Origin of the sequence: Dyella sp. LX-66 (assembly GCF_018599165.1) — a bacterium.
Taxonomy (GTDB): domain Bacteria; phylum Pseudomonadota; class Gammaproteobacteria; order Xanthomonadales; family Rhodanobacteraceae; genus Dyella_D; species Dyella_D marensis.
Genome location: NZ_JAHFVJ010000006.1, coordinates 292,160 through 314,631, shown reverse-complemented (window position 1 = coordinate 314,631; position 22,472 = coordinate 292,160). Strand labels below are relative to the sequence as shown.

The following is a 22,472-nucleotide window of genomic DNA, read 5'->3' as shown; positions in this document are numbered from 1 at the left end:
AGACGCGCCACTCTTCCCAACGTTGCTTACAGCTTGAACTCCACGCCCAGATAACTGGTGCGCCCAAAGTACTGGATGGTACCCGTCTGCGACGGATCGGCACCGAAGTACGTGCGCGTCGGCTGGTTGCTGATGTTGAGCATCTGGTAGACCACGCGCCACTGCTTGTTCACGTCGTACGAAGCCTGGAAGTCGTACACCGTCTCGGCCGCGAACGTCACCATCTGGTTGGTCACCGCGATCTGCGTGTCGGAGGCGAACTTCGAGCGGTAGTTGCCGGACAGTCGCGCCGAGAACGGACCGTTGTCGTAGAACACCGCCACACTCGCCACGCGCTTGGACAGGCCCGGCAGGCCGATGTACGAGGTGGGGCCGCCCAGCGTGGTCGGGTTGCTCACCGTGCTGGAGGTCAGCGCGAAGTTACCCTGCACGCCCAGCCCCTTCCACATGCCCGGCAGGAAACCGGTCTTGGAGAAGGCCAGCTCCAGGCCGCGCACCTTGCCGCCCTTGGCGTTGTAGGCGGTCTGGTAGTCGCCGTTGAGATAGGGCTTGCTGGTGGTCGGATCGATCGGCACCGGGATGCCGGCCGAGGCGAAGTCGAAGTTGTGGTAGGTCACCTGCTGGATGAACGACTTGATGTCCTTGTAGAACACGCCGGCGCTGATCACGCCGCTGGAGTCGTCGAAGTAGTGCTCGTAGCCCAGGTCGTACTGCGTGGCACGCAGCGGATCGAGCAGCGGGCTGGTGCCGCCCCACACGTTGTACTGGCCGCTGGACACCCAGGAGCCGGAGCCGGCGAGCATGGTGTTGATCGGCGGGCGCGCCAGCACCTTGGCGGCGGAGAAGCGCAGCTGGTCGTCGTCGGTCAGGTGGTAGATCAGGTTCATCGACGGCAGCCAGTCGGCGTAGGTCTTGCCTACGGTGAGCGGCGCGTAGTCGGTGCTGGTGTAGCCGTTGCCATCGGTGATCGGCACGCCGGCGCCGTTGCCCACCTGCTGCAGGCCGTGGCTGTACTGCGACTGGTGCGAGTAGCGCATGCCGATGTTGCCGGTCAGCTCGTGGCCACCCACCTGCGCGTCGATGTCGGCCATGAAGAACAGGTCGCGGGTCTTCTCGTCGACCTGGCCGCTCTGGATCATCGACCAGTTGTTGTTGTGGATGTCCTTGACCGGATTCGCCGTGATGCCGTGCGCGGCAAGAATGGCCGGGCCATTGAGCTGCAGGAAGCACGGCAGGCCGGCGAAGTCGCCCTTCCAGCAGCGCACCTTGGCGGCGCCCGCCGGAATGCTCAGCGCCTGCTGGCCGTAGCCAGCGGAACCGGGGTTGCGGAAGTCCGTGCCCCACTCCGAACCGTAGACATACACCTCGCGGTCGGCGTTATAGGTGTGGTTATTCACGTACACGCCGGCTTCCAGCGCCGAGAACCACGAACTGTTGGGCAGGTCGTACTTCACGCTGGTGCGGAACGCCTTCATCTTGTCGTGATAGATGTAGGGATACACGCCATAGCGCGACAGGCCCATCTTGCTCAGGTCGGTGTACTGGTTCGGGTTGGCGTACGACACCGTGCCGATATCGCGCCCGCGCAGCTGGTAAGTAGCCGACTGCGCCATCAGCTGCTGGCCGGCGGTGCCCAGGCCGCTGTACGGATCGGCCGTGGTGTCCACGTTGATCTCGTTGCTGGAGGCGCGCGACAGCGAGATGTCCGAGTCGATATGCCAGCGGTCGTGGTTCCACTTCAGGTTGATGCCGCCGGAGAACACGCTGGTCTTGGTCGTGTAGTTGTCCGCGGTGGTCTCGTTGGAGAACTGCGTGGTGCCGTCGCCGCTGACCGTGCCGCCGGTCATCGTGCCCAGGGGGCCGAGCACCGCATTGTTGATCTGGGTGTTGTTGCCGTAGATCGACTGCGTGCGGTAGCCGTAGCCGAACGAGGTGTTGTTGAACTTCGAATAGAACGCGTCGCCGGAGACCTGCAGCTCGCTGGTGGGTTTCCACACCACGGTGGCCATTTCGCCGGTGCGGCGCTCATTGCCGCCGTTCTGCTGCATCTGGAAGCCGCGCGTCAGGTAAGCCTTGCGGCCGTCAGCCAAGGTGACCTGGTTGCCGTCGCTCTCTTCGCCCACGAACTGCTCGGACACGTGCGGCTGGTACATCTGCGCCACGCCCACGCCGATGCCCAGCGTGTTGTCCAGGAACTTGCCCTGGTACGCCGCGCTGATGCGGTAGCCCTTGGCGCTGGCGCCGGCCACGTCGCTGGCCTGGCTGTTGTAGCTGCCGCGCGCGTCGACATTGAGGTTCTGTTCTTTCGGCGCTTCCAGCGGATTGGCCGTCTGCAGGCCGATGGTGCCGCCCACGCCGCCGGTGACCAGCGAAGCCTGCGAGGACTTGTACACCGTCGCCATGTTGATCAGCTCGGACGGGTACTGGTCGAACTGGATGTAGTTGCTGCCGCTGGTCGACGGCTGCTCGCGGCCATTGAGCGTGGTCTGGATGAAGTTGCCCGACAGGCCGCGGATATTCACCTGCGAGGCCTGGCCGGCGATGCGCTCGGCGGTCACGCCGGGCAGGCGGGTCAGCGCGTCGGCGATCGACTGGTCGGGCAGGCCGCCGATGTCGGCGGAGGTGATCACGTTCTGGATGGTGTCGGCGTAGCGCTGGTAGTCGATCGACTTCTGCACGCTGTTGCTGTAGCCGGTGACCGTGATGCCGGCGAGGCTCTTGGCCAGTTGCTCTTCGCTGCTCTTCTTGCGGCTGTCCTGGTCGGAGGACGCCGCCTGGCCGGACTGCTGCGCATCCTGGGCCGGAGCAGCGGCGGCAGCAGCCGCGCCGTTATCGGTGCCGGCCGGAGCCGCCTGGATGCCGACGGTAAAGCACAAGCCGGCCGACGCCAGCGCCATGGCCAATACGTTGCGTTTCAGGATCACCTTGTCCCCTCCCCAGGGCTTGAATCGTCACTACGGGTGCTGGCTCGCGCGGATGCTGCGGCCGGCTTGTCTTGTGAATCGCGTTTTCACGTGGCGGCCATGGTAGGACCGGCTTTCCGGAGGGGATGCAGTTATGCATACGTATTCATGCGGCGGTTTTTTTGTGCACCCATGACAAAAAACGGATGGCGCGGGCGTGGCGCGTCACGCATATCTGGCGTTTCTTCGACTGCGCCCGGTGACACGCCACCCGCTACTTGCCACGATCCAAGCGATGGCCGGGCACACGCCGCGCGTGCGGCGCACGCGTGCTGCTGCGCTGCAAAATCCTCGTTTCTTGAATACGTATGCATGAAACCCGTCGCCGCCATGGCCTGCCTTTAAGCTGCCCCGCAACCTGCGCACCGCCTTGCCGCCACGTGCGCGAAAGAGCCTCGGGATTACGGGACATGAGTGAAACACCCTGGTGGCGCGGAGCCGTCATCTACCAGATCTACCCGCGCAGCTTCCTGGACACCGACGGCGACGGCGTGGGCGACCTGCCCGGCATCGTCGACCGCCTGGACTACATCGCGGGCTTAGGCGTAGACGCGATCTGGATCGCGCCGTTCTTCCGTTCGCCGATGGCCGACTTCGGTTACGACATCGCCGATTACCGCGCGGTGGATCCGCTGTTCGGCAGCATCGAGGACTTCGACCGCCTGCTGGCGAAGGCGCATGCGCTGGGCCTGCGGGTGATGATCGACCAGGTGCTCAGCCACACCTCGGACCAGCACGCATGGTTCAAGGAAAGCCGCGGCAGCCGCGACAACGCCAGAGCCGACTGGTACGTGTGGGCCGACGCGAAGGACGACGGCAGCCCGCCGAACAACTGGATGTCGCTGTTCGGCGGCGTGGCCTGGCAGTGGGAGCCGCGGCGCGGACAGTACTACCTGCACAACTTCCTGACCTCGCAGCCGGATCTCAACTTCCACCATCCGGACGTGCAGCGCGCGGTGCTGGACAACGTGCGGTTCTGGCTGGACAAGGGCGTGGACGGACTGCGCCTGGACGCGATCAACTTCTGCTTCCACGACCGCCAGCTGCGCGACAACCCGCCCAAGCCGCAAGCGATGCGCGTGGGCCGCGGCTTCAGTCCCGACAATCCGTACGCCTTCCAGTACCACTACTACAACAACACGCAGCCGGAGAACCTCGCGTTTCTCGAAGAGCTGCGCGAGTTGCTCGACCGCTATCCCGGCGCTGCGGCGCTGGGCGAGATCTCGTCGGAGGACTCGCTCGCGACCATGGCCGAATACACCAGCGGCCATCGCCTGCACATGGGCTACAGCTTCGAACTGCTCACCAACGATTTCAGCGCGGCGCATATCCGCGGCACGGTGGAGCAGCTCGAAGCGCAGATGACCGAGGGCTGGCCGTGCTGGGCCATTTCCAACCACGACGTGGAGCGTGTGCTCAGCCGCTGGGGCAACGGCGATGCGTCGGTGCGCCTGGCCAACATGCTCACCGCAATGGTGTGTTCGCTGCGCGGCTCGGTGTGCGTGTACCAGGGCGAGGAACTGGCGCTGACCGAAGCCGAGGTTCCCTACGAAGCACTGCAGGATCCTTACGGCATCACCTTCTGGCCCACCTTCAAGGGCCGCGACGGCTGCCGCACGCCGATGCCCTGGGACGAAACGGCCCATGCCGGTTTCAGCAGCGGCGCGCCGTGGCTGCCGGTGCCGGCCTCCCATCGCGCCTTGGCGGTGTCGCGGCAGGAGCTCGATCCCGCCTCCGCCTTGCATGGCTTCCGCGGCTTCATGCAGTGGCGGCACGCGCAGGCGGAACTGCGTTGGGGCGACATCCGTTTCCTCGACGCGCCGGAGCCGGTGCTGGCCTTTACCCGCACGCATGCGGGGCAGACGGTGCTGGCGGCCTTCAATCTCAGTCCGTCGCCCGCAACGATCGCGCTCCCCGTGGCCGGCGAGCGCATCGGCGGCCACGGGCTGGCCGAAGGCACGCTCGAAGGCGGCGAACTGCGCCTGCCGCCGCACGGCCTGCTGTTCGCGCGGCTGGCCTGAGCGGGGCGGCTGTTGCGTTCACGCGGCGCCGCCTATGATCGGCGGCACCGTGTCGAAAGGAGTTCCCGCATGCGCGCTGTTCTGATCGTTCTTGGACTGATCCTGGTCGCCGCCGGCATCTGGGTGCTGGCCGGACAGGCCACCTACCAGCAGACCGACACGCTGGTGCAGCTGGGCTCGGCGAAGATCACCGCGACGCATGACAAGGCGGTGCCGACGTGGATGGGGATTGCCGGCATCGTGGTCGGTGCGTTGCTCGCCATCGGCGGCTTCGTCCGCAAGGGCTGAAGCGAAAACGCCAGGCGTGGGGTGGGGGGGGGGGGGGGCGCCCCCCCCCCCCCCCCCCCCCCCCCCCACCCTACGCCGGCGCTTCTACAAAGGGGTCAGGTTGGCGTACGCCGCGACCAGCCACTTGCTTCCCGCCCCTTCGAAATTGATCTGCAGCCGCGTATGCGCGCCGCTGCCCTCGGCGCTCACCACTACGCCTTCGCCGAAGCTCGGATGGCTCACGCGCTGTCCAAGCTTCACCGGCAGATCTTCCTGCAGCGACGACGATGCCGATTCGGCGAAACGGCCGGCATACAGCGGCCGCGTCACCTGCACGCGCGGGCGCACTTCGTCGACCAGGTCCGGCGGCACCTCGGCCAGGAAGCGCGACGGGCGCGCCAGCATTTCCACACCGTGCATGCGGCGCGATTCGGCGTAGGTGATCACCAGCCGCTCGCGCGCGCGGGTGATGCCGACATAGGCCAGGCGGCGCTCCTCTTCCAGGCGCCCTTCGTCCTCGACCGAGCGCTGGCTGGGGAACAGGCCTTCTTCCATGCCGACCAGGAACACCACCGGAAACTCCAGGCCCTTGGCCGAATGCAGGGTCATCAGCTGCACGCAGTCGTCCCAGGATTCGCCCTGCCCTTCGCCGGCTTCCAGCGCCGCGTGCGAGAGAAACGCCGACAGCTCGCTCAGGCCGGCCTCGATATCTTCCGCGGTCGGCTCGAAACGGCTGGCCACGTTGACCAGTTCGTCCAGGTTCTCCACCCGCGATTCGGCATTGCCGCGGCTGTCCTTCTCGTAGAAGTCGCGCAGGCCGGTATGCGCGATGGCATGTTCCATCTGCTCGGCCAGCGCCAGCGCGGTGGCTTGGGCATCGCCGTCGGCCTTGCCGGCGAAGGTGCGCGCCATCTCGTCGATCATCTGCAGGAAGGCCTTCACCGCGTTCTTCGCGCGGCCGGCCAGTTCGCGGCCGCCGGTCAGCTCGTTCAAAGCCGCTTCCCACAGCGAGGTGCCTTCGCCGCGCGCGCGCTTGCGCAGCGCGTCGAGCGTGCGGTCGCCGATGCCGCGTGGCGGCGTGTTCACCGCGCGCTCGAAGGCCGCGTCGTCGTGGCGGTTGGCGGACAGGCGCAGATAGGCCAGCGCATCCTTGATTTCCGCGCGCTCGAAGAAGCGCAGGCCGCCATAGACGCGGTACGGGATGTCGCGCTGGATCAGCTGCTCTTCGAAGTTGCGCGACTGCGCGTTGGAGCGGTACAGGATGGCGCAGTCGCGCGCATCGCCATGCTCGGCGATGTATTCGCGGATGCGCTCGATCACATAGCGCGCCTCGTCCTGCTCGTTGTACGAGGCATACACGGCGATGCGCTCGCCGTCCTCGCCATCCGTCCACAACTGCTTGCCCAGGCGGCTGCCGTTGCGCGCGATCACCGCGTTGGCGGCCTTGAGGATGGTGGAGGTGGAGCGGTAGTTCTGTTCCAGCTTGATGGTCTTGGCGCCGGGGAAATCGCGCAGGAACTGCTGCACGTTCTCCACCTTGGCGCCGCGCCAGCCGTAAATCGCCTGGTCGTCGTCACCCACCACGAACACTTGTCCGGTGCTGCCGGCGAGCACGCGAATCCACGCGTACTGCAAGGTGTTGGTGTCCTGGAATTCGTCGATCAGCAGATAGCGCCAGCGCTGCTGGTAGTGCTCAAGAACCGCGGGGTTCTTCAGCCACAGCTCGTGCGCGCGCAGCAGCAGCTCGGCGAAATCGACCAGGCCGGCGCGCTGGCAGGCTTCTTCGTAGGCCTGGTAGATCTGCACGAAGGTGCGCGTGACCGGATGGTCGCGATGCTCGATGCCATCCGGCCGCTTGCCTTCGTCCTTCCAGCTGTTGATCTGCCAGGTGGCCTGGCGCGGCGGGAACTTGGCCTCGTCCAGGCCCAGCCCCGCGACCACGCGCTTGACGATGCGCTGCTGGTCGTCGGCGTCGAGGATCTGGAAACCTTCCGGCAGCCCCGCCTCGCGCCAGTGCCGGCGCAGCAGGCGGTGCGCGATGCCGTGGAAGGTGCCGACGGTGAGGCCTTGCGTGCCGGCGCCGATCAGCGCATCCAGGCGGCCGCGCATTTCGCCCGCGGCCTTGTTGGTGAAGGTCACCGCCAGGATCGCCCACGGCGGCACCTGCAGTACCTGGGTCAGCCAGCCGATGCGGTGGGTGAGGACGCGGGTCTTGCCGGAACCGGCGCCGGCCAGCACCAGATAGTGCCCGGGTTGCGCGCAGACGGCTTCGCGCTGCGCGTCATTGAGCTTGTCGATCAAATGCGAGACATCCATCGGGCAATTGTAGCCGGCCCGGGTCTCGTTGACTGGAATGTGGGCGCCCGCTGAACGCAAGAACCTGTCCGCGAACCGAGGCGGCGGAGCGCCGGTCTCCAGCATGTCCCCACCTGCAAGCCGCCGCCATGAACTGGTCGCCCAAGACGAAGCCGCTGGACCGCGATATCTGCGTGCATATCTTCACCGCGTCGGCCGCGATGGTCGGCGTGTGCATCACGGTGATCGGCATCCTGCACGTGGCGGTGTCGATGCACCGCGTCGACACGGTCGGCAACGACCTGCTCGCGCTCAACACCATTCTTTATCTGCTGGCCTGCCTGCTTTCGTACTGGGCGCTGCGCACGCGCAGCCTGGCGCGCAACCACCGGCTGGAACGGATTTCCGATGCGCTGTTCCTGCTGGCCTTGACGCTGACCACGGTCAACGCCGGCTTTCTTACCTGGGCGGTGTCGAAAGGCTGAGATGGCCTTGTTGAAGCGGCGCCTGGCTTACTCGGGCAGGCGCGGCACGCCGTGTTCGCTGCGCTCTTCCACCGCCACCGGACGCGTGTCCAGGCGCGGGCCGCGCAGCTTGTCCTGCGGCAGCGGCAGCACCGCGGCGCCACGATGGAACGCCAGCGCGTTGCGGTAGCACTGCTTGGCCAGCGCGTCGTCGCCTTCGCCGGCATAGGCATCGCCCAGCGCTTCCCACACTTCGGCGGTGGGCTTGAGCGCGAGCGAGCGCTCCAGGTACGCATGCGCCTTGCTCCACAGCTTCAGCCGCACGCACATGCGGCCCAGGGTGAGCAGCAGGTAGGGATCGTTCGGATGCGTGTCGAGCCAGCCTTCGGCGCGGCGCAGGCGCGCATCGAGGCTGTCGTCGCCGAGCACGCCATAGGTTTCGATCAGCAGCGGCGACCATTCGCGGCGCAGCGCGGATTCCACTTCGTCCATCGCCGCCAGCGCCATGCCGAAGCCGGACGCGGCGCGCGCATAGGCGTCGATCGCGGCCGGCGCGCGGCGCTGCGATTTCGGCAGCTGCGACCACAGCTGGTTGAGCGCGGCGCCATCCGGCGCGGCGCGCAGCGAGGCGGACAGGATCTGGCCTTCCAGCACGGCGTAGTTCTTCGAACCGAGCGCACCGCTTTTCTGCAGCGGTTCCAGCGCCTCGCGGGCGCGGCGGAAATCGCCGGTGTCGAGCGCGGCGATGGCGAGCTCACGCCAGCCGCCGGGGCTGAGCGTGCCGGCATCCGCTTCCGGCGCCAGCAGCGCCAGCGCTTCGGCGGCCTTGCCGTCGCGGCGCAGCACGCGGGCACGCAGCACGCGCGCCGCACGCGGCGAGGACTGGCCGGCTTCGGCCAGCGCTTCCAGCGCGCGGCCATGTTCACCGCGGCGCGAAGCCGCTTCCGCCGAGGCGAGCAGCGCGGGACCGCGCAGGCTGTCCAGGCGCGAGGCGCGGTTGAGGTCGCGCTCGGCGTCGCCGTGGCGGCCTTCCATCAGCGCGACCAGGCCGTCGCCGAGGCGCTGCCGGCTGATCCGGCGATGGCGGCGCGACAGCGCGCCGAACGGCCAGCGCGCCAGCCGCCACGCCAGCCCGAGCAGGCCCCAGATGACCAGCAGCGCGACCACGGCCGCGACCACCGACATCTCCGCCTGCCAGCCGCGTAATTGCACGAGCATATAGCCAGGGTCCGCGGCCACCCAATGCCAGCCGAACGCGGCGACCGCGGCGACGGCCACCAGCAGCAGGATCCAGCGCCACAGGTTCATGGCTTGGCCCCGGCTGCGGGCTTCGCTTCCGCTTTCGTTTCCGCCGTGGGACGCAGCGCATGCACCGCGCGCAGGTTGCGCAGCTCGTTGAGCGCGGCGCCCAGCTGCACCGGCGCGACCACCGGCAACTGGTGCTGCAGTTCGGCGAGCTTCGCGCGCGCCTGCTGCACGGCCGGTGCGTTCGCATCGAACTGCGCGGCGAGGTTGGCATCGGCGCGCTTGAGCGCGTCCGCGTAGCCCTCGGCGTCGTAGGCCAGCAGCGCGGCCTGCGCCTGCGCCAGGTCCAACCCGACCAGCTCGCGCGCAAAGCGCGCATCGGCCACGGCCAGCGGCGCGGTGTTGGTGCGCTGTACGCGGATCACGTCGCCGAGCGAGCGGCGCACGCGCGCCCATGCGGTGTCGGCGGCGGCGGCATCCTCGGCATGATCCAGCGGCTTCAGCGGCCACGCGGTGGAAGCCGCGCGCAGCCCGGTGAGCGCATCGAGCGCGGCGGCCTGCCCGGCCGGCTGGCTCTTGCCCAGCGCTTCGCGTTCGGCGCCGACGCTCTGGCGCAGGCCGGAGAAGGCGCCGTCGTTTACCGCGGCGAGGGTCTGGTCGGCCAGCGCGTAGGCCGCGGCGGCGCCCTGCGCGTCGTGGAACAGCGCATAGCGTTCCTTGCCCATGCGCAGCAGGGTTTCGGTTTCGTCCAGCAGCATGCCGTCGTGGCCGGACAAGGTCTTGTCCGACAGCTTGGCGACGGCGTCTTCGAGATTGCGCGTGCGCTCGGACTGGCCGAGCAGTTCTTCGCGCAGCGAGCGGTTGACCTGGTCGGCGTCGCCCAGGCGCTGGCGCAGCAGGCCGCGCTCGTTCTCCATCGCTTCGAGCGCACGCTCCATGTTGGCGACGCGCGTCTCCAGTCCCGCGGCGGTCTGCGTGGCGCCGCGTACGCCGGTTTCCTGCACGTACTGGCGCCAGCCCACGTAGCCGGTGCCGCCGAGGGCGACCAGCGCGAGCAGCGTGGCAAGGGCGACGGTGCCGCCGCGGCGCGGCGCGGCGGAAGGGGCGGGCGCGGGCGCGCCGCTCGATGACATGGCGTTGTCCTGGCTCATGCGCGCCATGCTAGCAGCCCGCGTGCGCCGGTTCGCATCAAACGGGCGTGAAAAGCGTGCGTTTCGCGCCGAGGACTAGCGCCGCGCCGCGGCGGCCAGCAGATCCGCGGCCATCGCCGACGCGGCGATGCGCACGCGCGCGAAACCCGCAGCCCGCGCCGCCGCGGCCAGCCGTTCGCTGCTCGCAATGGCGGTGGCGGTGCACAGGCGGCTCCAGACGGCGGGCGGCAACAGGGCGCGCAGGTTGTCCAGCGCCTCGACGCTCGACAGCAATACGCGTGCCGAGCGCGGCAGCGCCGCCACCGCGTCGACATGCCGGCGCAGCAGCCGCGGCGCCACGCGGCGATAGACATGCAGCTCGCGCAGTTCCGCACCGCGCACCGCGAACTGTTCGCGCAGCAGGCCGCGGCCGCCAGGCGCGCCGATCAGGGCCACGCGGCGTCCACGCAGATCCTGCAGCGCCGGTTGTTCGAGCAGGCCTTCGCTGTCCTGCCGCCGCGGCGCGATCGCCGCGATGCCGTGCCGGCGCAGCGCGCGTGCCGTGCCCTGGCCCACCGCCAGCACCGTGGCGCGCGTGCGCAGCGGCGCGAGCTGCGCGGCGAAGCGCACCGCGGCGGGACTGGTGAAGACCAGCACTTCATCGCGCAGCGCCGCGCGCAGGGCGGTGGTGGCGCCTCGCACATCCTCGGCGCCGCGCAGCGACAGGCCCGGCAGTGACAACGGCTCGCCGCCGAGCGCGCGCACCTGGCGCGCCAGCGCGCCAGCGGTGCCGGCGGGCCGCGTGATCACCACCACGCGGCCGGCGAGCGAAGAGGGAACACGGGCGCTGGCTCGGCTCATGGCTTGCCTGACAAGGAAACACCCGGAGTGTACCGAGGCCGCGCATGGCGCGCGTTCTTGCGGGGCCGCCCCGCGACTTGCGGCCCATCCCACGCCGCCCGGGCCACGCTAAACTTGGCGGCTCCCCATCCCCCGTTTCCCCGCGCGGCATCTTTCGTATGAGCATCACCGCCTCGTCCGCCCAGGACCTGATCGCGTTCATCCGCGACTCGATTCCCCTCGCGCACAGCATGGACCTGCGCCTGCACAGTCACGACGAGGAGCACCTGGCCGTGCTCGCGCCGCTGCCGCCGAACATCAACGACAAGGGCTGCGCCTTCGGCGGCAGCCTGGTCAGCCTGATGACGCTCAGTGGCTGGGGCCTGGTGGAACTGGAACTGCGCCGCCGCGGCTTCGATTGCGATGTGTTCGTCGCCGAATCGAACGTGCATTACCTGGCGCCGGTGTGGGAGGACTTCCTCAGCGAGGCGCGCCTGGCCCACGGCGCCAGCTGGGACGCGTTCTTCCACACCTTGCGCACGCGCGGCCGCGCACGCATCGAAGTGGCCTGCCGCGTGCCCGGCGAGCAGGCGGACAAGCCCGCCGCCACCTTGAGCGCGCGCTTCGTCGCAAAACGCCGGGACTGAGCGAGCGGGCCGGCGCCCGCTTGCGGCAGAATGGGCGGGTCTTCCTTGGGGGAATGCGCCATGCGCCGCCTGCTCGTCCTTGCTGTCCTGCTCTGTACCTTCCTGTTGTCCGGCTGCGCCAGCGACAAACGCAACGAGGCCCTCACCAACACGCTCAACGCCTATGCCAGCGTGGTGCGCTGGGGCGATTTCGGCAGCGCGCTGCAGTTCATCGACCCCAAGGTGCGCGACCAGCACCTGCCGACCCAGCTGGAAATGGCCCGCTTCGACCAATTCCGCGTGACCGGCTACGACGACGGCGGCGGCCCGGCGGCCGGCGGCGAGAACGAGGTGCGCCAGGTGGTCGCGATCAGCATGGTCAACAACAATACCCAGGCCGAGCGCACCGTGATCGACCGCCAGACCTGGCGCTACGACCCGCAGACCAACCACTGGTGGCTGCTCACCGGCCTGCCGGACCTCACCGCCGAGCAGTAATCCCCGTCCCCCGAATTGGAGCCCCTCTCCCTCGGCGACCGGAAGGGAGAGCGGCTTTACCCCCTATAATCGCCGGCTCACTCTCATCGCCGCACCCGCGGAAACCATCGAATGAACGATTTCCTGCACAAACTGCCCCAGTTCATCGGCAACCATCTGGCGCTCGCCGCGCTGTTCGTGATCCTGCTGGTGGCGATCATCGTGCTGGAAATCATGCGCCTGCTGCGCAAGTACAAGGAGCTGACGCCGGCCGGCCTCACCCTGCTGATCAATCGCGAGAGCCCGCTGCTGATCGACCTGTCCGCCTATGCGGACTTCGAGAAAGCCCACGTCCCCGGCGCCCGCCACGTGGCGATGAGCCAGTTCGACCCCGAGCAGAAGGACCTGGCCAAGGCCAAGGAGCTGCCGGTGGTGCTGATGGACAAGGACGGCCGCAGCACGGACAAGGCCGCGCAGCGCCTGATCAAGGCCGGTTTCGGCAAGGTCTACACCCTGGGCGGCGGCGTGCTGGCCTGGCAGCAGGCGCAGCTGCCGGTGGCCAAGGGCGGCAAGTAAGGTCCGCGCCCATATCCGGGTTCGATGCGGAAAGCGCGCCCCAGGGCGCGCTTTTTCGTTTGGCTCAGGCGTGCACCAGGCCGGCGCGGCCGGCCAGGATCTGCGCCAGCACGTCCGGCGCGTACTCGAAGGAGTCGTAGTACAGCCGCTCTTCCGGCAGGCCGGCATCGAGGAACAGCTTGCGGCCAGCGTCGATCATCGCTGGCGGCCCGCTCATGTAGACGTCGTGGCCGGACAGGTCCGGCAGGTCTTCCAGCAGCGCCTCGTGCACCAGGCCCGCGCGCAGGCCGCTGGCGGCGGCCTGTTCCGGGTCGGACAGCACCGGATGAAAGCGCAGCGCATGCGCCGTGCGTTCCCAGCCGCGCGCCAGCTCCATCAGATACAGGTCGGCGGCGTTGCGCGCGCCCCAGTAGATCTCGATCGGGCGGCGCGTGCCCAGCGCGACGAAGTGCTCGACGATCGCCTTCACCGGCGCGAAGCCGGTGCCGCCGGCCATGAACACCATCGGCCGCTCCGAATCCTCGCGCGGCACGAAGGTGCCCAGCGGCGCCTCGATGCGCAGGGTGTCGCCCACGCGCAGGCCGTCGGCCACCCACGAGGTGAAGCCGCCGCCGGCCACGTGGCGCACGTGCATGTCGATCGAACCGTCCGCGCGTGGCCCGCCGGCGATGGAGAACGGACGGCGCCGGCCGTCCTCCAGCAGCACGTCCAGGTACTGCCCCGGCAGCCAGTTCAGCCGCGCCTCGCCCTGCGCGGGCTCCAGGCGCAGGCCGACCACATCCGGCGCCAGCGCGGTTTTTTCCGCTACCACCACGTCCAGGCGGCGGCGCGCGATGTCTTCCACCGAAGTCACTTCGCGTGCGGCGATCACCAGGTCGCCGCACGGCACTGCCTGGCACAGCAGCACCGCGTGCTGGGCCGGCGAGGTGCCGCTCAGGGCCAGCGGAGGATTGCGCGGATATTCGCAGCGCCCATCCAGCAGGGTGGCCTTGCAGCTGCCGCAGACGCCCGCGCGGCACGAATACGGCAGCGCGATGCCGGCGCGCTGTGCGGCTTCCAGCACGGTTTCGCCGGGCTCGACCGGGAAACGGCGGCCGGACTGCTTGAGGGTGACGGTGAACACGGATCGATTGTCGCGGCGACAGCGGTCGACCGACAATGCGGTCTGAACCCGGGAGTATCAACCATGACAGCCATCTGGAAGCAGGACACAAACCTCGAGCGCCTCAACGGCTGGAGCCCCGACACCATGATGGAAGCGCTGGGGATCCGCTTCACCGCCGTCGGCGACGACTGGCTGCAGGGCACCATGCCGGTGGACCGGCGCACCCACCAGCCCTATGGCCTGCTGCACGGCGGCGCCTCGGTGGTGCTGGCCGAGACCCTGGGCAGCACCGCCGCGATGCTCACCCTGGACCCGGCGCAGGAAGCCGCGGTGGGCCTGGACATCAATGCCAACCATATCCGCGGCGTGCGCAGCGGCATCGTAGTGGGCACCGCGCGCAAGGTGCATATCGGGCGCAGCACCCAGGTGTGGGAGATCCGCATCGAGACGGAGGCCGGCGAGCTGGTGTGCATTTCGCGCATCACCATGGCGGTGATTCCGTCGCGAGTGGTCGGACTGAAGTAATCGTGGAGCCCTTCTCCCCGCCGGGGAGAAGGTGCCGGTCCCACGGGGACTCCCTTCGGTCGCAGCGGATGAGGGGCGGGTGCTCGCGACGGAGGATCGACGGAGCGTCGCTCGCTTTTGCGCTCCCGCTTCACCGCTCCGTAGGTCCCCCTCACCCCAACCCTCTCCCCGCCGGGGAGAGGGAGCAGAGATGCCTCGCATGTCCCAAGACGCCCCGTATGCAGCCCTCACCCCCGATCACGTCCTCGATGCCGTCGCTGCCTGCGGCCTCTATCCCGACGGCCGCCTGCTCGCGCTCAACAGCTACGAAAATCGGGTGTGGCAGGTGGGCATCGACGATGCGCAGCCGGTCATCGCGAAGTTCTACCGTCCGCAGCGCTGGAGCGATGCGGCCATCCTCGAAGAACACGCCTTCGCGCAGGAACTGGCCGAGGCCGAACTGCCGCTGGTCGCGCCGCTGGTCGTCGGCACACGCACGCTGCTGCATCACGCCGGCTTCCGCTACGCGCTGACGCCGCGCCGCGGCGGCCGCGCGCCGTCGCTGGAATCGGCCGACCAGCTCGAATGGCTGGGACGGCTGATCGCGCGCATGCATCTGATCGGCGCGCGCACGCCGTTCGCGCAGCGCGGCCGCATCGACCGCGCCACCCTGATCGAACAGCCGATGCAGGCCGTGCTGGCCTCGCCGCTGCTGCCGGCGCATGTGCAGTCGCGCTACCGCGTCGCCGCGCAGCGCGTGGACGAAGCGGTCGCGCTGCGCATGGAAGCCGTGGGCCCGGTGCGCCAGCTGCGTCTGCATGGCGACTGCCATCCGGGCAATGTGCTGTGGACCGATGGCGGCCCGCACTTCGTCGACCTCGACGATGCGCGCATGGGCCCCGCGGTGCAGGACCTGTGGATGCTCGCCAGCGACGACGCCGGCATGGAAGCGCTGCTCACCGGCTACGAGCAGTTCCGCGAATTCGACCGCATCGAACTGGCCCTGGTGCCCGCGCTGCGCGCGATGCGCCAGTTGCACTACGCCGGCTGGATCGCCGCGCGCTGGCACGATCCGGCCTTCCCCGCGGCCTTCCCCTTTGCGGGCGAAGCGCGCTGGTGGGACCAGCACGTCGACGATCTGCACGAACTGGCGGACAGCCTGGGCGCCTGAGCGGCGCCCGGCTGTCGCCGGGCTTCAGTGATACGGCGGCGGATCGACACCCAGCACGTTCTTCAGCACCACGTCGAGCTGATGCGCCGAGGCCGGCTTCTCCTCGCTGTTCACCGGGAACGGATTGCCCGCGATGATGCTGCCCCGCATCAGCACGCCGGGGCCGCTGCCGAACAGGCCGTGATCGACGTTGCCGGCGACCAGGCCGTTGTGGTTCGCCAGGTCGTCCCAGTTGCCGTCGTTGCGGTCGGTGCGCTGGAACTTCGCCGGGTCGCCGCCCACCGTATCGAGCGAGGACACCATCGCGCCGGCGAAGGTCTTCTGCTGGTCGGCGCCCAGGCCGTTGAACCAGGCCATGGTCTGCTGCGCATTCATGCCGTGCAGTTCGCCGTAGCGCATCAGCATGTTGGCCGCCGGCTGGTCGTCCTTGCTGTGCCAGGCGCCCAGCGCCTGCGAGGCGCTTTCGTTGTAGCCCAGGCCCTGCAGGAAGGCTTCGCGGCCCGGCACGGCGGCGTCGTTGTCCTTCTTGCTCTGGTAGGCGATCAGGCCGATCGTGCCCAGCGCGACCAGGCCGATGCCGATCGGGCCGGCCCAGGTGCCCAGCTCCGCCCCGCCGGCCAGCGCCGCGCCGAGCATGCCTTCGCCGCCCGCCGCCGCATTGCCCGCCGCCCACATGATCGAACCCACGCCGGTGGTGGCGTACAGCGCGCCCTCGGTGCCGTCGCCCTTGCCGAAGGCGTCGACCGATTTCCAGATATCGATGCCGCCGGACAAGATGTTCACCCAGTGGTCCACCGAACGCTGGCCCACCGTGCCCCACAGGCTTTCCTTCGGCGCCCAGCCCACGCTGGTCACCAGGCCCGCGGTCTTCTGGCTGAAGCCGGCGGCGCCGATCAGCGCGGACATGTCGTTGCGCAATTCCTCGGTGCCGGTCTTGCCGGTGCCGACTTTGTCGAAGGCATTGGCCAGGCTCAGGCCCGCGGCGCCGACACTGAAGGCGCGGAACAGCGTGCTGACCGCCGTGCCGTTGTCGAAGCCCTTGATCTTGCCGAGCTTGCCGTCGGTGTCCTTCAGGCCGGACTTCAGCGACTCGTTCAGCGCGTCCGGTGTCTTGGCGTCCTTGGCCAGCGCGTCGAAGTCGGAAAGATTGCTCTTCAGCACGTCGGTGGCTTCTTTCAGGCTGCCGACCTTGTCGCCGTCAAAGCCCAGCACCGCCGCCAGCGACTTGTTGTTGCCCAGGTCGTCGAGCTGCTGGATTACTTTGGTGCGCGTCGCAACGTCATTACTCTTGGACAGCTGCTCGCGCAGGTCGTCCAGACGGCCCTTGACGTAGTTGGTGCCCAGCTCCTGGGTCAGCTTGCGGCCGGCCTGGTCGGCGACCTTGCCGTACTGCGCCCACTGGTTGAGCAGGGCCTGGCCCGGTTCGCCCTTGAGGATGGTCGGGTCGTTCTGCACGGCCAGGCGCATCGCGGCGGCGTTGTTGTCGCTGCCGAGCAGCTTGCCGATGGTGTCGTTCACCGCCTTCTGGTCGCCCGGATGATTGGCCGCCCACTGCGCCAGCGCTGTCTGCTGCGAGAGCAGCAGCTTGCCGTCGTCGGCGATCAGCTGCTGCGCGTCGGCCACCTGTTTTTCCCAGCCCGGGCCCTTCATCTGCTTGTACTTGTCGATCGCCGTCTTGAGCTGGTCGGCCGTCATCGACTTGCCTTCCTTGGCGATCAGGCTGTTCAACTCGCCGGTGAGTTTGACGTAGGAGTCGATCGCGCCGTCCACGCGGTAATGCGTGTTCGCCACCGTCTTGAACAGCTCGGCCTTGGTCTGCTCCACCCAGGGGCCGGTGATGCGCTCGTAGCCGCCGTGGCTGACCTTGTCGACGAAGCTCAGCGCCAGGGTCGGATCGTCCGACTGCGCCGCCATCGAGGTAAGCATCGACTGCGTATTCATGCCGCCGGCGACGATGCGCGGGTCGGGCAGCTGGCCGGCGAGATCGTCGGCCAGCGACTGCGCCGCGGCCGGATCGCTCTGCCGCAGCGTGCCCACCACGGTGGACAGGCTGGTGAGGATGTTGCCGGAGTGGCGCTGCTCGTTGTCGTAGAGGAAAGCGAAATGGGTGAGCTGCTCCATCTGCGTGCGTCCCTGCGCGGCGATGGACGCGCGCGCGGCGGGCGAGCTTAAGCCCGCCATCAGTTCGGCGTAGCGGCCGGCGGATTCGTCCGCCTGCTTGGCCTTCGGCTCGATCTGGTTGCTGTTGGTGAGCTGCTCTTCCTTGTACGGCTGGGCGGCCCAGTTGGCGGCGTCCTGCACGGTCTTGGCGAAGCCGGGGTTCGCTTCGGCCAGCTTGCGCACCTGGTCGGAGCTGGCGTTCTTCAGCGAGGTGTCCAGCGCCAGCAGCTTGTCCTTCGGCGAGGTGTAGCCGGCACGGTCGTTGGCGGCGACCAGGCTGTCGGCTTCCTGCTTGTCCACCGCGTGCTGGATCGCGGCATCGCCCTGGTAGCGGCCCAGGATGTCGGTGCGCGCGGACTTCTCGCGCTCGGCGAGGCTCGGCGGCTGTTCGCCCAATTGCTTGCGCTGTTGCGGGGTCAGGCCGTCGTTGACCGGCTCCTTCAGGCGTGCCTGCACTTCGTCATTGACAGCCTGGTCGAGCTTGTCCTGCAGGCCGGGCAGGTCCGCGCTGCGGTTGTCGGCCACCGCCTCGTTGTAGTTGTTGAGCGCCCGGTTCACCTGCTGCTGCGGGGTGGGCACCGGGGTCGGCACGCCCGCCACGGCCGGCGCATTGGCCGGGGGCATCTTCAGCACGTCGCCGGGCATGATGCGGCCGCCGGAAACGGCCGGATTGGCCTGCTGCAGCGCCTCCACGCTGGTGCCGAACTTGTTGGCGATGCCGTCGAGCGTGTCGCCGTGCTCCACGCGGTACTTTTCCGGCGGCGGCGGCGGGGGCGGCGGCGGGGTGTAGGCGGGGATGCCGAGATCGCGCGGGATCGCCATGGTCGTAAGCCTTTGCGAAAGGAACAGGGGAGGCGCTATTGGAAAACCCCGCGCCCGGAGCCGCCTACTGGGGCTAACCCTAGGTCCGGACTGGACTTCGCCCTGTCATGAACGCGGTCGCATTGTGACCGCCCCATGTCGCCCGCCATCGAAAGAACTTGCCGGGCGGAACTTCCTTCCGTCCCTTGGCACGGGCATGCTTGCCGCTTCGACACCGCGATATTGCAAGGGAAAGCCGGGATGAAACGCTCAAGGACCGCCGCCCTGCTGCTGATGAGCAGCGTGCCGCTCTGCCTCACCGCCTGCGGCGACGACGAGGCCACCCGCGAGGGCCTGTACACCTCGGTGGACGCCTGCGTGGCGCAGACCAGCGACCGCGCCACCTGCGAACAGGCCTTCGCCAAGGCCAAGGCCGACGCCGCCGAGAACGGCCCGCGCTTCGCCAACCGCCAGGAATGCGCGGCCACCTACGACTGGGACCGCTGCGAGGAACGCCGCGACAGCGGCGGCCATTCCTTCTTCGGGCCGATGATGGCCGGCTTCTTCGTCTCGCAGATGCTGCGCAACGGCAACGTCACGCCGGGCTTCACCGGCGGGCCGGCCTTCCGCAACACCGCGGGCCAGTGGCAGCAGCCGGATCCGAACGATCGCCGCACCACCCCAGGCAGCGGCACCGGCGGCTATAGCGCCTACAGCGGCGGTTCGCGCGCCATGGTGCCGGTGAGCGCCACGCCCGACCGCGCCGTCACCGTGAGCCGCGGCGGCTTCGGTTCCTCCTTCCGCGGCCGGGCCGGCAGCTGATGCGCCGCATCGCCATCCGCGAGCGGCCGGACTGGCGCGCCCGCGCCGAGGACTGCGGCTTCGTCTTCCACACCATCGATGGCGAGCCGTACTGGGACGAGTCGGCCTACTACGCCTTCTCGCTGCGCCAGATCGAAGACGACATCGAAGCGCCGACCGAGGAACTGCACGCCATGGCGCTGGACCTGGTCGACGGCATCGTCGCCAGCGAACAGCAGCTGCGCCGGCTGGCCATCCCCGAGCCGTACTGGGACTGGATCGCGCGCAGCTGGCGCGAACGCCAGCCGCATCTCTACGGCCGCATGGATTTCGCCTACGACGGCCGCGGGCCGGCCAAGCTGTACGAGTTCAATTACGACACGCCGACCTCACTGTTCGAGGCCGCGTTCTTCCAGTGGGAATGGCTGGAAAACCAGCTCGCGCGCAACGGCCTGCCCGCCGGCGCGGACCAGTTCAACTCCATCCAGGAAGCCCTGATCGAAGCCTTCGGCGCGATCGCGCGCGACATCGCGCGGCCGTTCCTGTTCGCCGCGCTGCGTGAATCGGCGGAGGACCAGGGCACCGTCGGCTATCTGCGCGACTGCGCGCTGCAGGCCGGCATCGACAGTGGCGAGATCGCCATCGAAGACATCGGCATCAGCGCGGACGGGCGTTTCACCGACCTGGACGACCGCGTGATCGGCGCGCTGTTCAAGCTGTATCCGCTGGAGGATCTGTTCCGCGAGGAGTTCGGCCGCCATCTGCCCGGCTCGCGCCTGCAGCTGATCGAACCGCCGTGGAAAGCCGTGCTGAGCAACAAGGGCATCCTGCCGCTGCTGTGGGAACAGCACCGCGGCCACCCCAACCTGCTGCCGGCCGCATTCGACGACGGCGCCGCACTGCAGCCGGGCTGGGTGCGCAAGCCGCTGCATTCGCGCGAAGGCGCCAATGTCGCCATGCATCTGCCGGATGGGCGCCGCGTGGAAACCGGCGGCCCCTACACCGGGCCGTGCATCCGCCAGGCCTGGCATCCGCTGCCGGATCTGGGCGGCGCCTTCCCGCTGATCGGCAGCTGGGTGGTGGCCGACCGCGCCTGCGGCATGGGTATCCGCGAGGACCGCTCGCTGGTCACGCAGGACGGGGCGCGCTTCGTGCCGCATGCGATCGTGGATGAACCGCGCGGCGTGCTGATGGCGTAGGTTGGGGTGAGCGCCAGCGAACCCCAACAGCCACCCGCACCTTAGCGACGCCCATGTTGGGGTTCGCTGGCGCTCACCCCAACCTACGCACTGCCGTTCCGTCCGGCTAAGCTTGCCGCTCTTTGGCAAACGGAACCCCCGCGTGCGCAGCTTTCTTTTCCGCCTGATCGGCATCCTCGAAGTCGCCGGCGGCTTCTACGGCCTGGTGACCATGCTGCGCCGCCTGCTGCCGCTGGGCAGCACGCACGATTCGATCGTGGCGGTGATCGGGCTGGCGCTGTACGGCTTCGTGCTGGTGGCGGGCTTCGAGCTGCTGGGCAATACCGAGCGCGGCGTGACCTTCTCGCGCATCGCCCAGCTGCTGCAGCTGCCGCTGATCGCCATGCCGGTGCTCAGCTACGGCCTGCACTGCGGCGCCTTCGTGAATATCTTCGCCACCCTGCAGTCCTCGCCGCACCTGGGCCTGGACTGGCATATCGGTTCGCAGGGCTTCGTGCTGGCGGTGGCCGGGCCGGCCGTGTCGCGGCTGGGCATCAACCTGCTGGCCCTGCTGTCCTGGCTGGCGCTGCGGCTGCGCTGAGCGCCGTTTCGGCGGGAAAGCGCGGCGCAGCCGCTATCATGGGCGGATGAACAGCCTCGCTTCCCCCGCCCTGCCCGTCATCCGCCTGAAGTCCGACCGCATGCCCGGCCACCCCTGGGTGTGGTCCGCCCAGGTGCACAAGCCCGCCGAGCGGCTGCCGCCCGGCAGCGTGGTGGAGGTGGTGGACGCCAAGGACCGCTTCGTCGGCCGGGCTTTCTGGAACGGCCATGCGCGCATCGCGCTGCGCCTGCTTACCGCCGACGCGGACCAAGCCATCGACGCCAGCTGGATCGCCGCGCGCATCGCCCGCGCCGTGCAGCTGCGCCGCGACTGGCTGGCGCTGGACCAGGCCACCGACGCCTGGCGCGTGGTGCACAGCGAAGGCGACGGGCTCTCCGGCCTGATCGTGGACCGCTACGCCGACATCCTGGTGATCGAATACTTCGCCGCCGGCATGTGGAAATTCCGCGAGGCGATCCACGCCGCGCTGCTGCAGCACTTTCCCGGCGCGCGCCTGTACTGGTTCACCGAAAGCCACGTGCAGAAGCAGGAATCCTTCGACTGCCGCGCCGCCGAGGCGCCCGCGCCGGTGGAAGTGCACGAGCACGGCCTGCGCTTCCATGCCGCGCCGGGCCTGGGCCACAAGACCGGCTTCTTCGCCGACCAGCGCGACAACCGCGCCCGCTTCGCCGAACTGGCGCGCGGCCGCCGCGTGCTGGACCTGTGCTGCAACGCCGGCGGCTTCGCGGTGCATGCATTGGCCGGCGGCGCCAGCGAGGCCACCGGCGTGGACATGGACGCGGGCATCCTGGACGTGGCGCGCGCCAATGCGGCGGCCAACGGTGTGGACGCGAAGTTCGAACAGGCCGACATCTTCGACTGGCTGCGCGCGGCCGTCGCGCGCGGCGAGCAGTACGACGCCGTGGTGCTGGACCCGGCCAAGCTCACCCGCGACCGCAACCGCGTGGTCGATGCGCTGAAGAAATACTTCGCCATGAACCGCCTCGCGCTGGACGTGATCCCGCCGGGCGGCCTGCTGCTGACCTGCTCGTGCACGGGGCTGGTGAGCGAGGCGGATTTCCTGGAAATGCTGCGCCGTGTGGCGCTCAACGCCGGCCGCGAGATCCAGGTGCTGGAAGCGCGCGGCGCCGGCCCGGATCATCCGGTGCGCAGCGACGTGCCGGAAGGGCGTTATCTGAAAGCGGTGTTCTGCCGGGTCTGGTAAGGCCCGTCAGCCAACGGACACA

19 protein-coding genes are annotated in these 22,472 nt (G+C 68.9%); 12 read left to right on the top strand and 7 right to left on the bottom strand.

Features of this window, described 5'->3' with window-relative positions; genetic code table 11:
* Window positions 1-26: 26 nt before the first annotated feature.
* Window positions 27-2,924, bottom strand: a complete 2,898-nt coding sequence (locus tag KK141_RS14245; protein WP_214569879.1) for a TonB-dependent receptor — start codon at window positions 2,922-2,924, stop codon at window positions 27-29.
* Between the two features lie 449 nt (window positions 2,925-3,373).
* On the opposite strand from KK141_RS14245, the gene KK141_RS14240 reads away from it, so the two are divergent.
* Together KK141_RS14240 and KK141_RS14235 are read left to right on the top strand one after the other, a co-directional pair.
* Window positions 3,374-4,984 carry an alpha-glucosidase family protein gene (locus KK141_RS14240; RefSeq protein WP_214569880.1) on the top strand — a complete coding sequence of 537 codons (1,611 nt, stop codon included), beginning with the start codon at window positions 3,374-3,376 and terminating at the stop codon, window positions 4,982-4,984.
* Between the two features lie 69 nt (window positions 4,985-5,053).
* Window positions 5,054-5,272 carry a hypothetical protein gene (locus KK141_RS14235; protein WP_214569881.1) on the top strand — a complete coding sequence of 73 codons (219 nt, stop codon included), beginning with the start codon at window positions 5,054-5,056 and terminating at the stop codon, window positions 5,270-5,272.
* 84 nt (window positions 5,273-5,356) lie between these two features.
* On the opposite strand, the gene uvrD is transcribed toward KK141_RS14235, so the two are convergent.
* Entirely contained in the window at window positions 5,357-7,567 is a 2,211-nt protein-coding gene (uvrD, locus tag KK141_RS14230; protein WP_214569882.1) for a DNA helicase II, read from the bottom strand.
* A gap of 128 nt (window positions 7,568-7,695) precedes the next feature.
* Between uvrD and KK141_RS14225 the strand changes: the two genes are divergently transcribed.
* Entirely contained in the window at window positions 7,696-8,031 is a 336-nt protein-coding gene (locus KK141_RS14225; protein ID WP_214569883.1) for a hypothetical protein, read from the top strand.
* A gap of 27 nt (window positions 8,032-8,058) precedes the next feature.
* Here KK141_RS14225 and KK141_RS14220 read toward each other — a convergent pair whose 3' ends face one another.
* The 3 genes from KK141_RS14220 to KK141_RS14210 form a co-directional block, all read right to left on the bottom strand.
* Entirely contained in the window at window positions 8,059-9,318 is a 1,260-nt protein-coding gene (locus KK141_RS14220; RefSeq protein WP_214569884.1) for a heme biosynthesis HemY N-terminal domain-containing protein, read from the bottom strand.
* On the bottom strand, window positions 9,315-10,406 hold the full coding sequence (locus tag KK141_RS14215; protein WP_250901752.1) for a uroporphyrinogen-III C-methyltransferase: 1,092 nt from the start codon (window positions 10,404-10,406) through the stop codon (window positions 9,315-9,317). The genes KK141_RS14220 and KK141_RS14215 overlap by 4 nt, the downstream gene beginning before the upstream one ends.
* 75 nt (window positions 10,407-10,481) lie before the next feature.
* On the bottom strand, window positions 10,482-11,246 hold the full coding sequence (locus tag KK141_RS14210) for a uroporphyrinogen-III synthase (protein WP_214569886.1): 765 nt from the start codon (window positions 11,244-11,246) through the stop codon (window positions 10,482-10,484).
* A 158-nt stretch (window positions 11,247-11,404) separates the two neighbouring features.
* Between KK141_RS14210 and KK141_RS14205 the strand changes: the two genes are divergently transcribed.
* From KK141_RS14205 to KK141_RS14195, 3 genes are all read left to right on the top strand, one after another.
* Window positions 11,405-11,872, top strand: coding sequence for a YiiD C-terminal domain-containing protein (locus KK141_RS14205; protein WP_214569887.1), 468 nt, complete (start codon window positions 11,405-11,407; stop codon window positions 11,870-11,872).
* Window positions 11,873-11,932: 60 nt separating this feature from the next.
* Window positions 11,933-12,349, top strand: a complete 417-nt coding sequence (locus KK141_RS14200; RefSeq protein ID WP_214569888.1) for a hypothetical protein — start codon at window positions 11,933-11,935, stop codon at window positions 12,347-12,349.
* 111 nt (window positions 12,350-12,460) lie between these two features.
* Window positions 12,461-12,904: a rhodanese-like domain-containing protein gene (locus KK141_RS14195; RefSeq protein WP_167255196.1), complete on the top strand. Its 444-nt coding sequence runs from the start codon at window positions 12,461-12,463 to the stop codon at window positions 12,902-12,904.
* A 64-nt stretch (window positions 12,905-12,968) separates the two neighbouring features.
* Here KK141_RS14195 and KK141_RS14190 read toward each other — a convergent pair whose 3' ends face one another.
* Entirely contained in the window at window positions 12,969-14,027 is a 1,059-nt protein-coding gene (locus KK141_RS14190) for a 2Fe-2S iron-sulfur cluster-binding protein (RefSeq protein WP_214569889.1), read from the bottom strand.
* 63 nt (window positions 14,028-14,090) lie between these two features.
* Here KK141_RS14190 and KK141_RS14185 point away from each other — a divergent pair, with 63 nt between their 5' ends.
* Both KK141_RS14185 and KK141_RS14180 read left to right on the top strand, forming a co-directional pair.
* A complete protein-coding gene (locus tag KK141_RS14185; RefSeq protein WP_214569890.1) occupies window positions 14,091-14,534 on the top strand; it encodes a hotdog fold thioesterase in 444 nt (147 codons plus the stop codon).
* Window positions 14,535-14,733: 199 nt separating this feature from the next.
* Window positions 14,734-15,684 (top strand): serine/threonine protein kinase, encoded by a 951-nt coding sequence (locus KK141_RS14180; RefSeq protein WP_214569891.1) that lies wholly within the window; start codon window positions 14,734-14,736, stop codon window positions 15,682-15,684.
* A 24-nt stretch (window positions 15,685-15,708) separates the two neighbouring features.
* On the opposite strand, the gene KK141_RS14175 is transcribed toward KK141_RS14180, so the two are convergent.
* Window positions 15,709-18,666 (bottom strand): LysM peptidoglycan-binding domain-containing protein, encoded by a 2,958-nt coding sequence (locus tag KK141_RS14175; protein WP_214569892.1) that lies wholly within the window; start codon window positions 18,664-18,666, stop codon window positions 15,709-15,711.
* 240 nt (window positions 18,667-18,906) lie between these two features.
* Between KK141_RS14175 and KK141_RS14170 the strand changes: the two genes are divergently transcribed.
* The 4 genes from KK141_RS14170 (at window position 18,907) to KK141_RS14155 (ending at window position 22,450) form a co-directional block, all read left to right on the top strand.
* A complete protein-coding gene (locus KK141_RS14170; RefSeq protein WP_214569893.1) occupies window positions 18,907-19,467 on the top strand; it encodes a DUF1190 domain-containing protein in 561 nt (186 codons plus the stop codon).
* Window positions 19,467-20,645: a glutathionylspermidine synthase family protein gene (locus tag KK141_RS14165; RefSeq protein WP_214569894.1), complete on the top strand. Its 1,179-nt coding sequence runs from the start codon at window positions 19,467-19,469 to the stop codon at window positions 20,643-20,645. Before KK141_RS14170 ends, KK141_RS14165 begins: the two co-directional genes overlap by 1 nt.
* 142 nt (window positions 20,646-20,787) lie before the next feature.
* Window positions 20,788-21,225, top strand: a complete 438-nt coding sequence (locus KK141_RS14160; RefSeq protein WP_214569895.1) for a hypothetical protein — start codon at window positions 20,788-20,790, stop codon at window positions 21,223-21,225.
* A 46-nt stretch (window positions 21,226-21,271) separates the two neighbouring features.
* Window positions 21,272-22,450, top strand: a complete 1,179-nt coding sequence (locus KK141_RS14155; protein WP_214569896.1) for a class I SAM-dependent rRNA methyltransferase — start codon at window positions 21,272-21,274, stop codon at window positions 22,448-22,450.
* The last annotated feature ends 22 nt before the right edge of the window (window positions 22,451-22,472 follow it).

What these genes read in the sequence shown, in the direction of transcription:
- KK141_RS14240 (WP_214569880.1), top strand. Translation starts at nt 3,374, where the DNA reads ATGAGTGAAACACCCTGGTGGCGCGGAGCCGTCATCTACCAGATCTAC.
- KK141_RS14235 (WP_214569881.1), top strand. Translation starts at nt 5,054, where the DNA reads ATGCGCGCTGTTCTGATCGTTCTTGGACTGATCCTGGTCGCCGCCGGC.
- uvrD (WP_214569882.1), bottom strand. Translation starts at nt 7,567, where the DNA reads ATGGATGTCTCGCATTTGATCGACAAGCTCAATGACGCGCAGCGCGAA.
- KK141_RS14225 (WP_214569883.1), top strand. Translation starts at nt 7,696, where the DNA reads ATGAACTGGTCGCCCAAGACGAAGCCGCTGGACCGCGATATCTGCGTG.
- KK141_RS14220 (WP_214569884.1), bottom strand. Translation starts at nt 9,318, where the DNA reads ATGAACCTGTGGCGCTGGATCCTGCTGCTGGTGGCCGTCGCCGCGGTC.
- KK141_RS14215 (WP_250901752.1), bottom strand. Translation starts at nt 10,406, where the DNA reads ATGAGCCAGGACAACGCCATGTCATCGAGCGGCGCGCCCGCGCCCGCC.
- KK141_RS14210 (WP_214569886.1), bottom strand. Translation starts at nt 11,246, where the DNA reads ATGAGCCGAGCCAGCGCCCGTGTTCCCTCTTCGCTCGCCGGCCGCGTG.
- KK141_RS14205 (WP_214569887.1), top strand. Translation starts at nt 11,405, where the DNA reads ATGAGCATCACCGCCTCGTCCGCCCAGGACCTGATCGCGTTCATCCGC.
- KK141_RS14200 (WP_214569888.1), top strand. Translation starts at nt 11,933, where the DNA reads ATGCGCCGCCTGCTCGTCCTTGCTGTCCTGCTCTGTACCTTCCTGTTG.
- KK141_RS14195 (WP_167255196.1), top strand. Translation starts at nt 12,461, where the DNA reads ATGAACGATTTCCTGCACAAACTGCCCCAGTTCATCGGCAACCATCTG.
- KK141_RS14185 (WP_214569890.1), top strand. Translation starts at nt 14,091, where the DNA reads ATGACAGCCATCTGGAAGCAGGACACAAACCTCGAGCGCCTCAACGGC.
- KK141_RS14180 (WP_214569891.1), top strand. Translation starts at nt 14,734, where the DNA reads ATGTCCCAAGACGCCCCGTATGCAGCCCTCACCCCCGATCACGTCCTC.
- KK141_RS14175 (WP_214569892.1), bottom strand. Translation starts at nt 18,666, where the DNA reads ATGGCGATCCCGCGCGATCTCGGCATCCCCGCCTACACCCCGCCGCCG.
- KK141_RS14170 (WP_214569893.1), top strand. Translation starts at nt 18,907, where the DNA reads ATGAAACGCTCAAGGACCGCCGCCCTGCTGCTGATGAGCAGCGTGCCG.
- KK141_RS14165 (WP_214569894.1), top strand. Translation starts at nt 19,467, where the DNA reads ATGCGCCGCATCGCCATCCGCGAGCGGCCGGACTGGCGCGCCCGCGCC.
- KK141_RS14155 (WP_214569896.1), top strand. Translation starts at nt 21,272, where the DNA reads ATGAACAGCCTCGCTTCCCCCGCCCTGCCCGTCATCCGCCTGAAGTCC.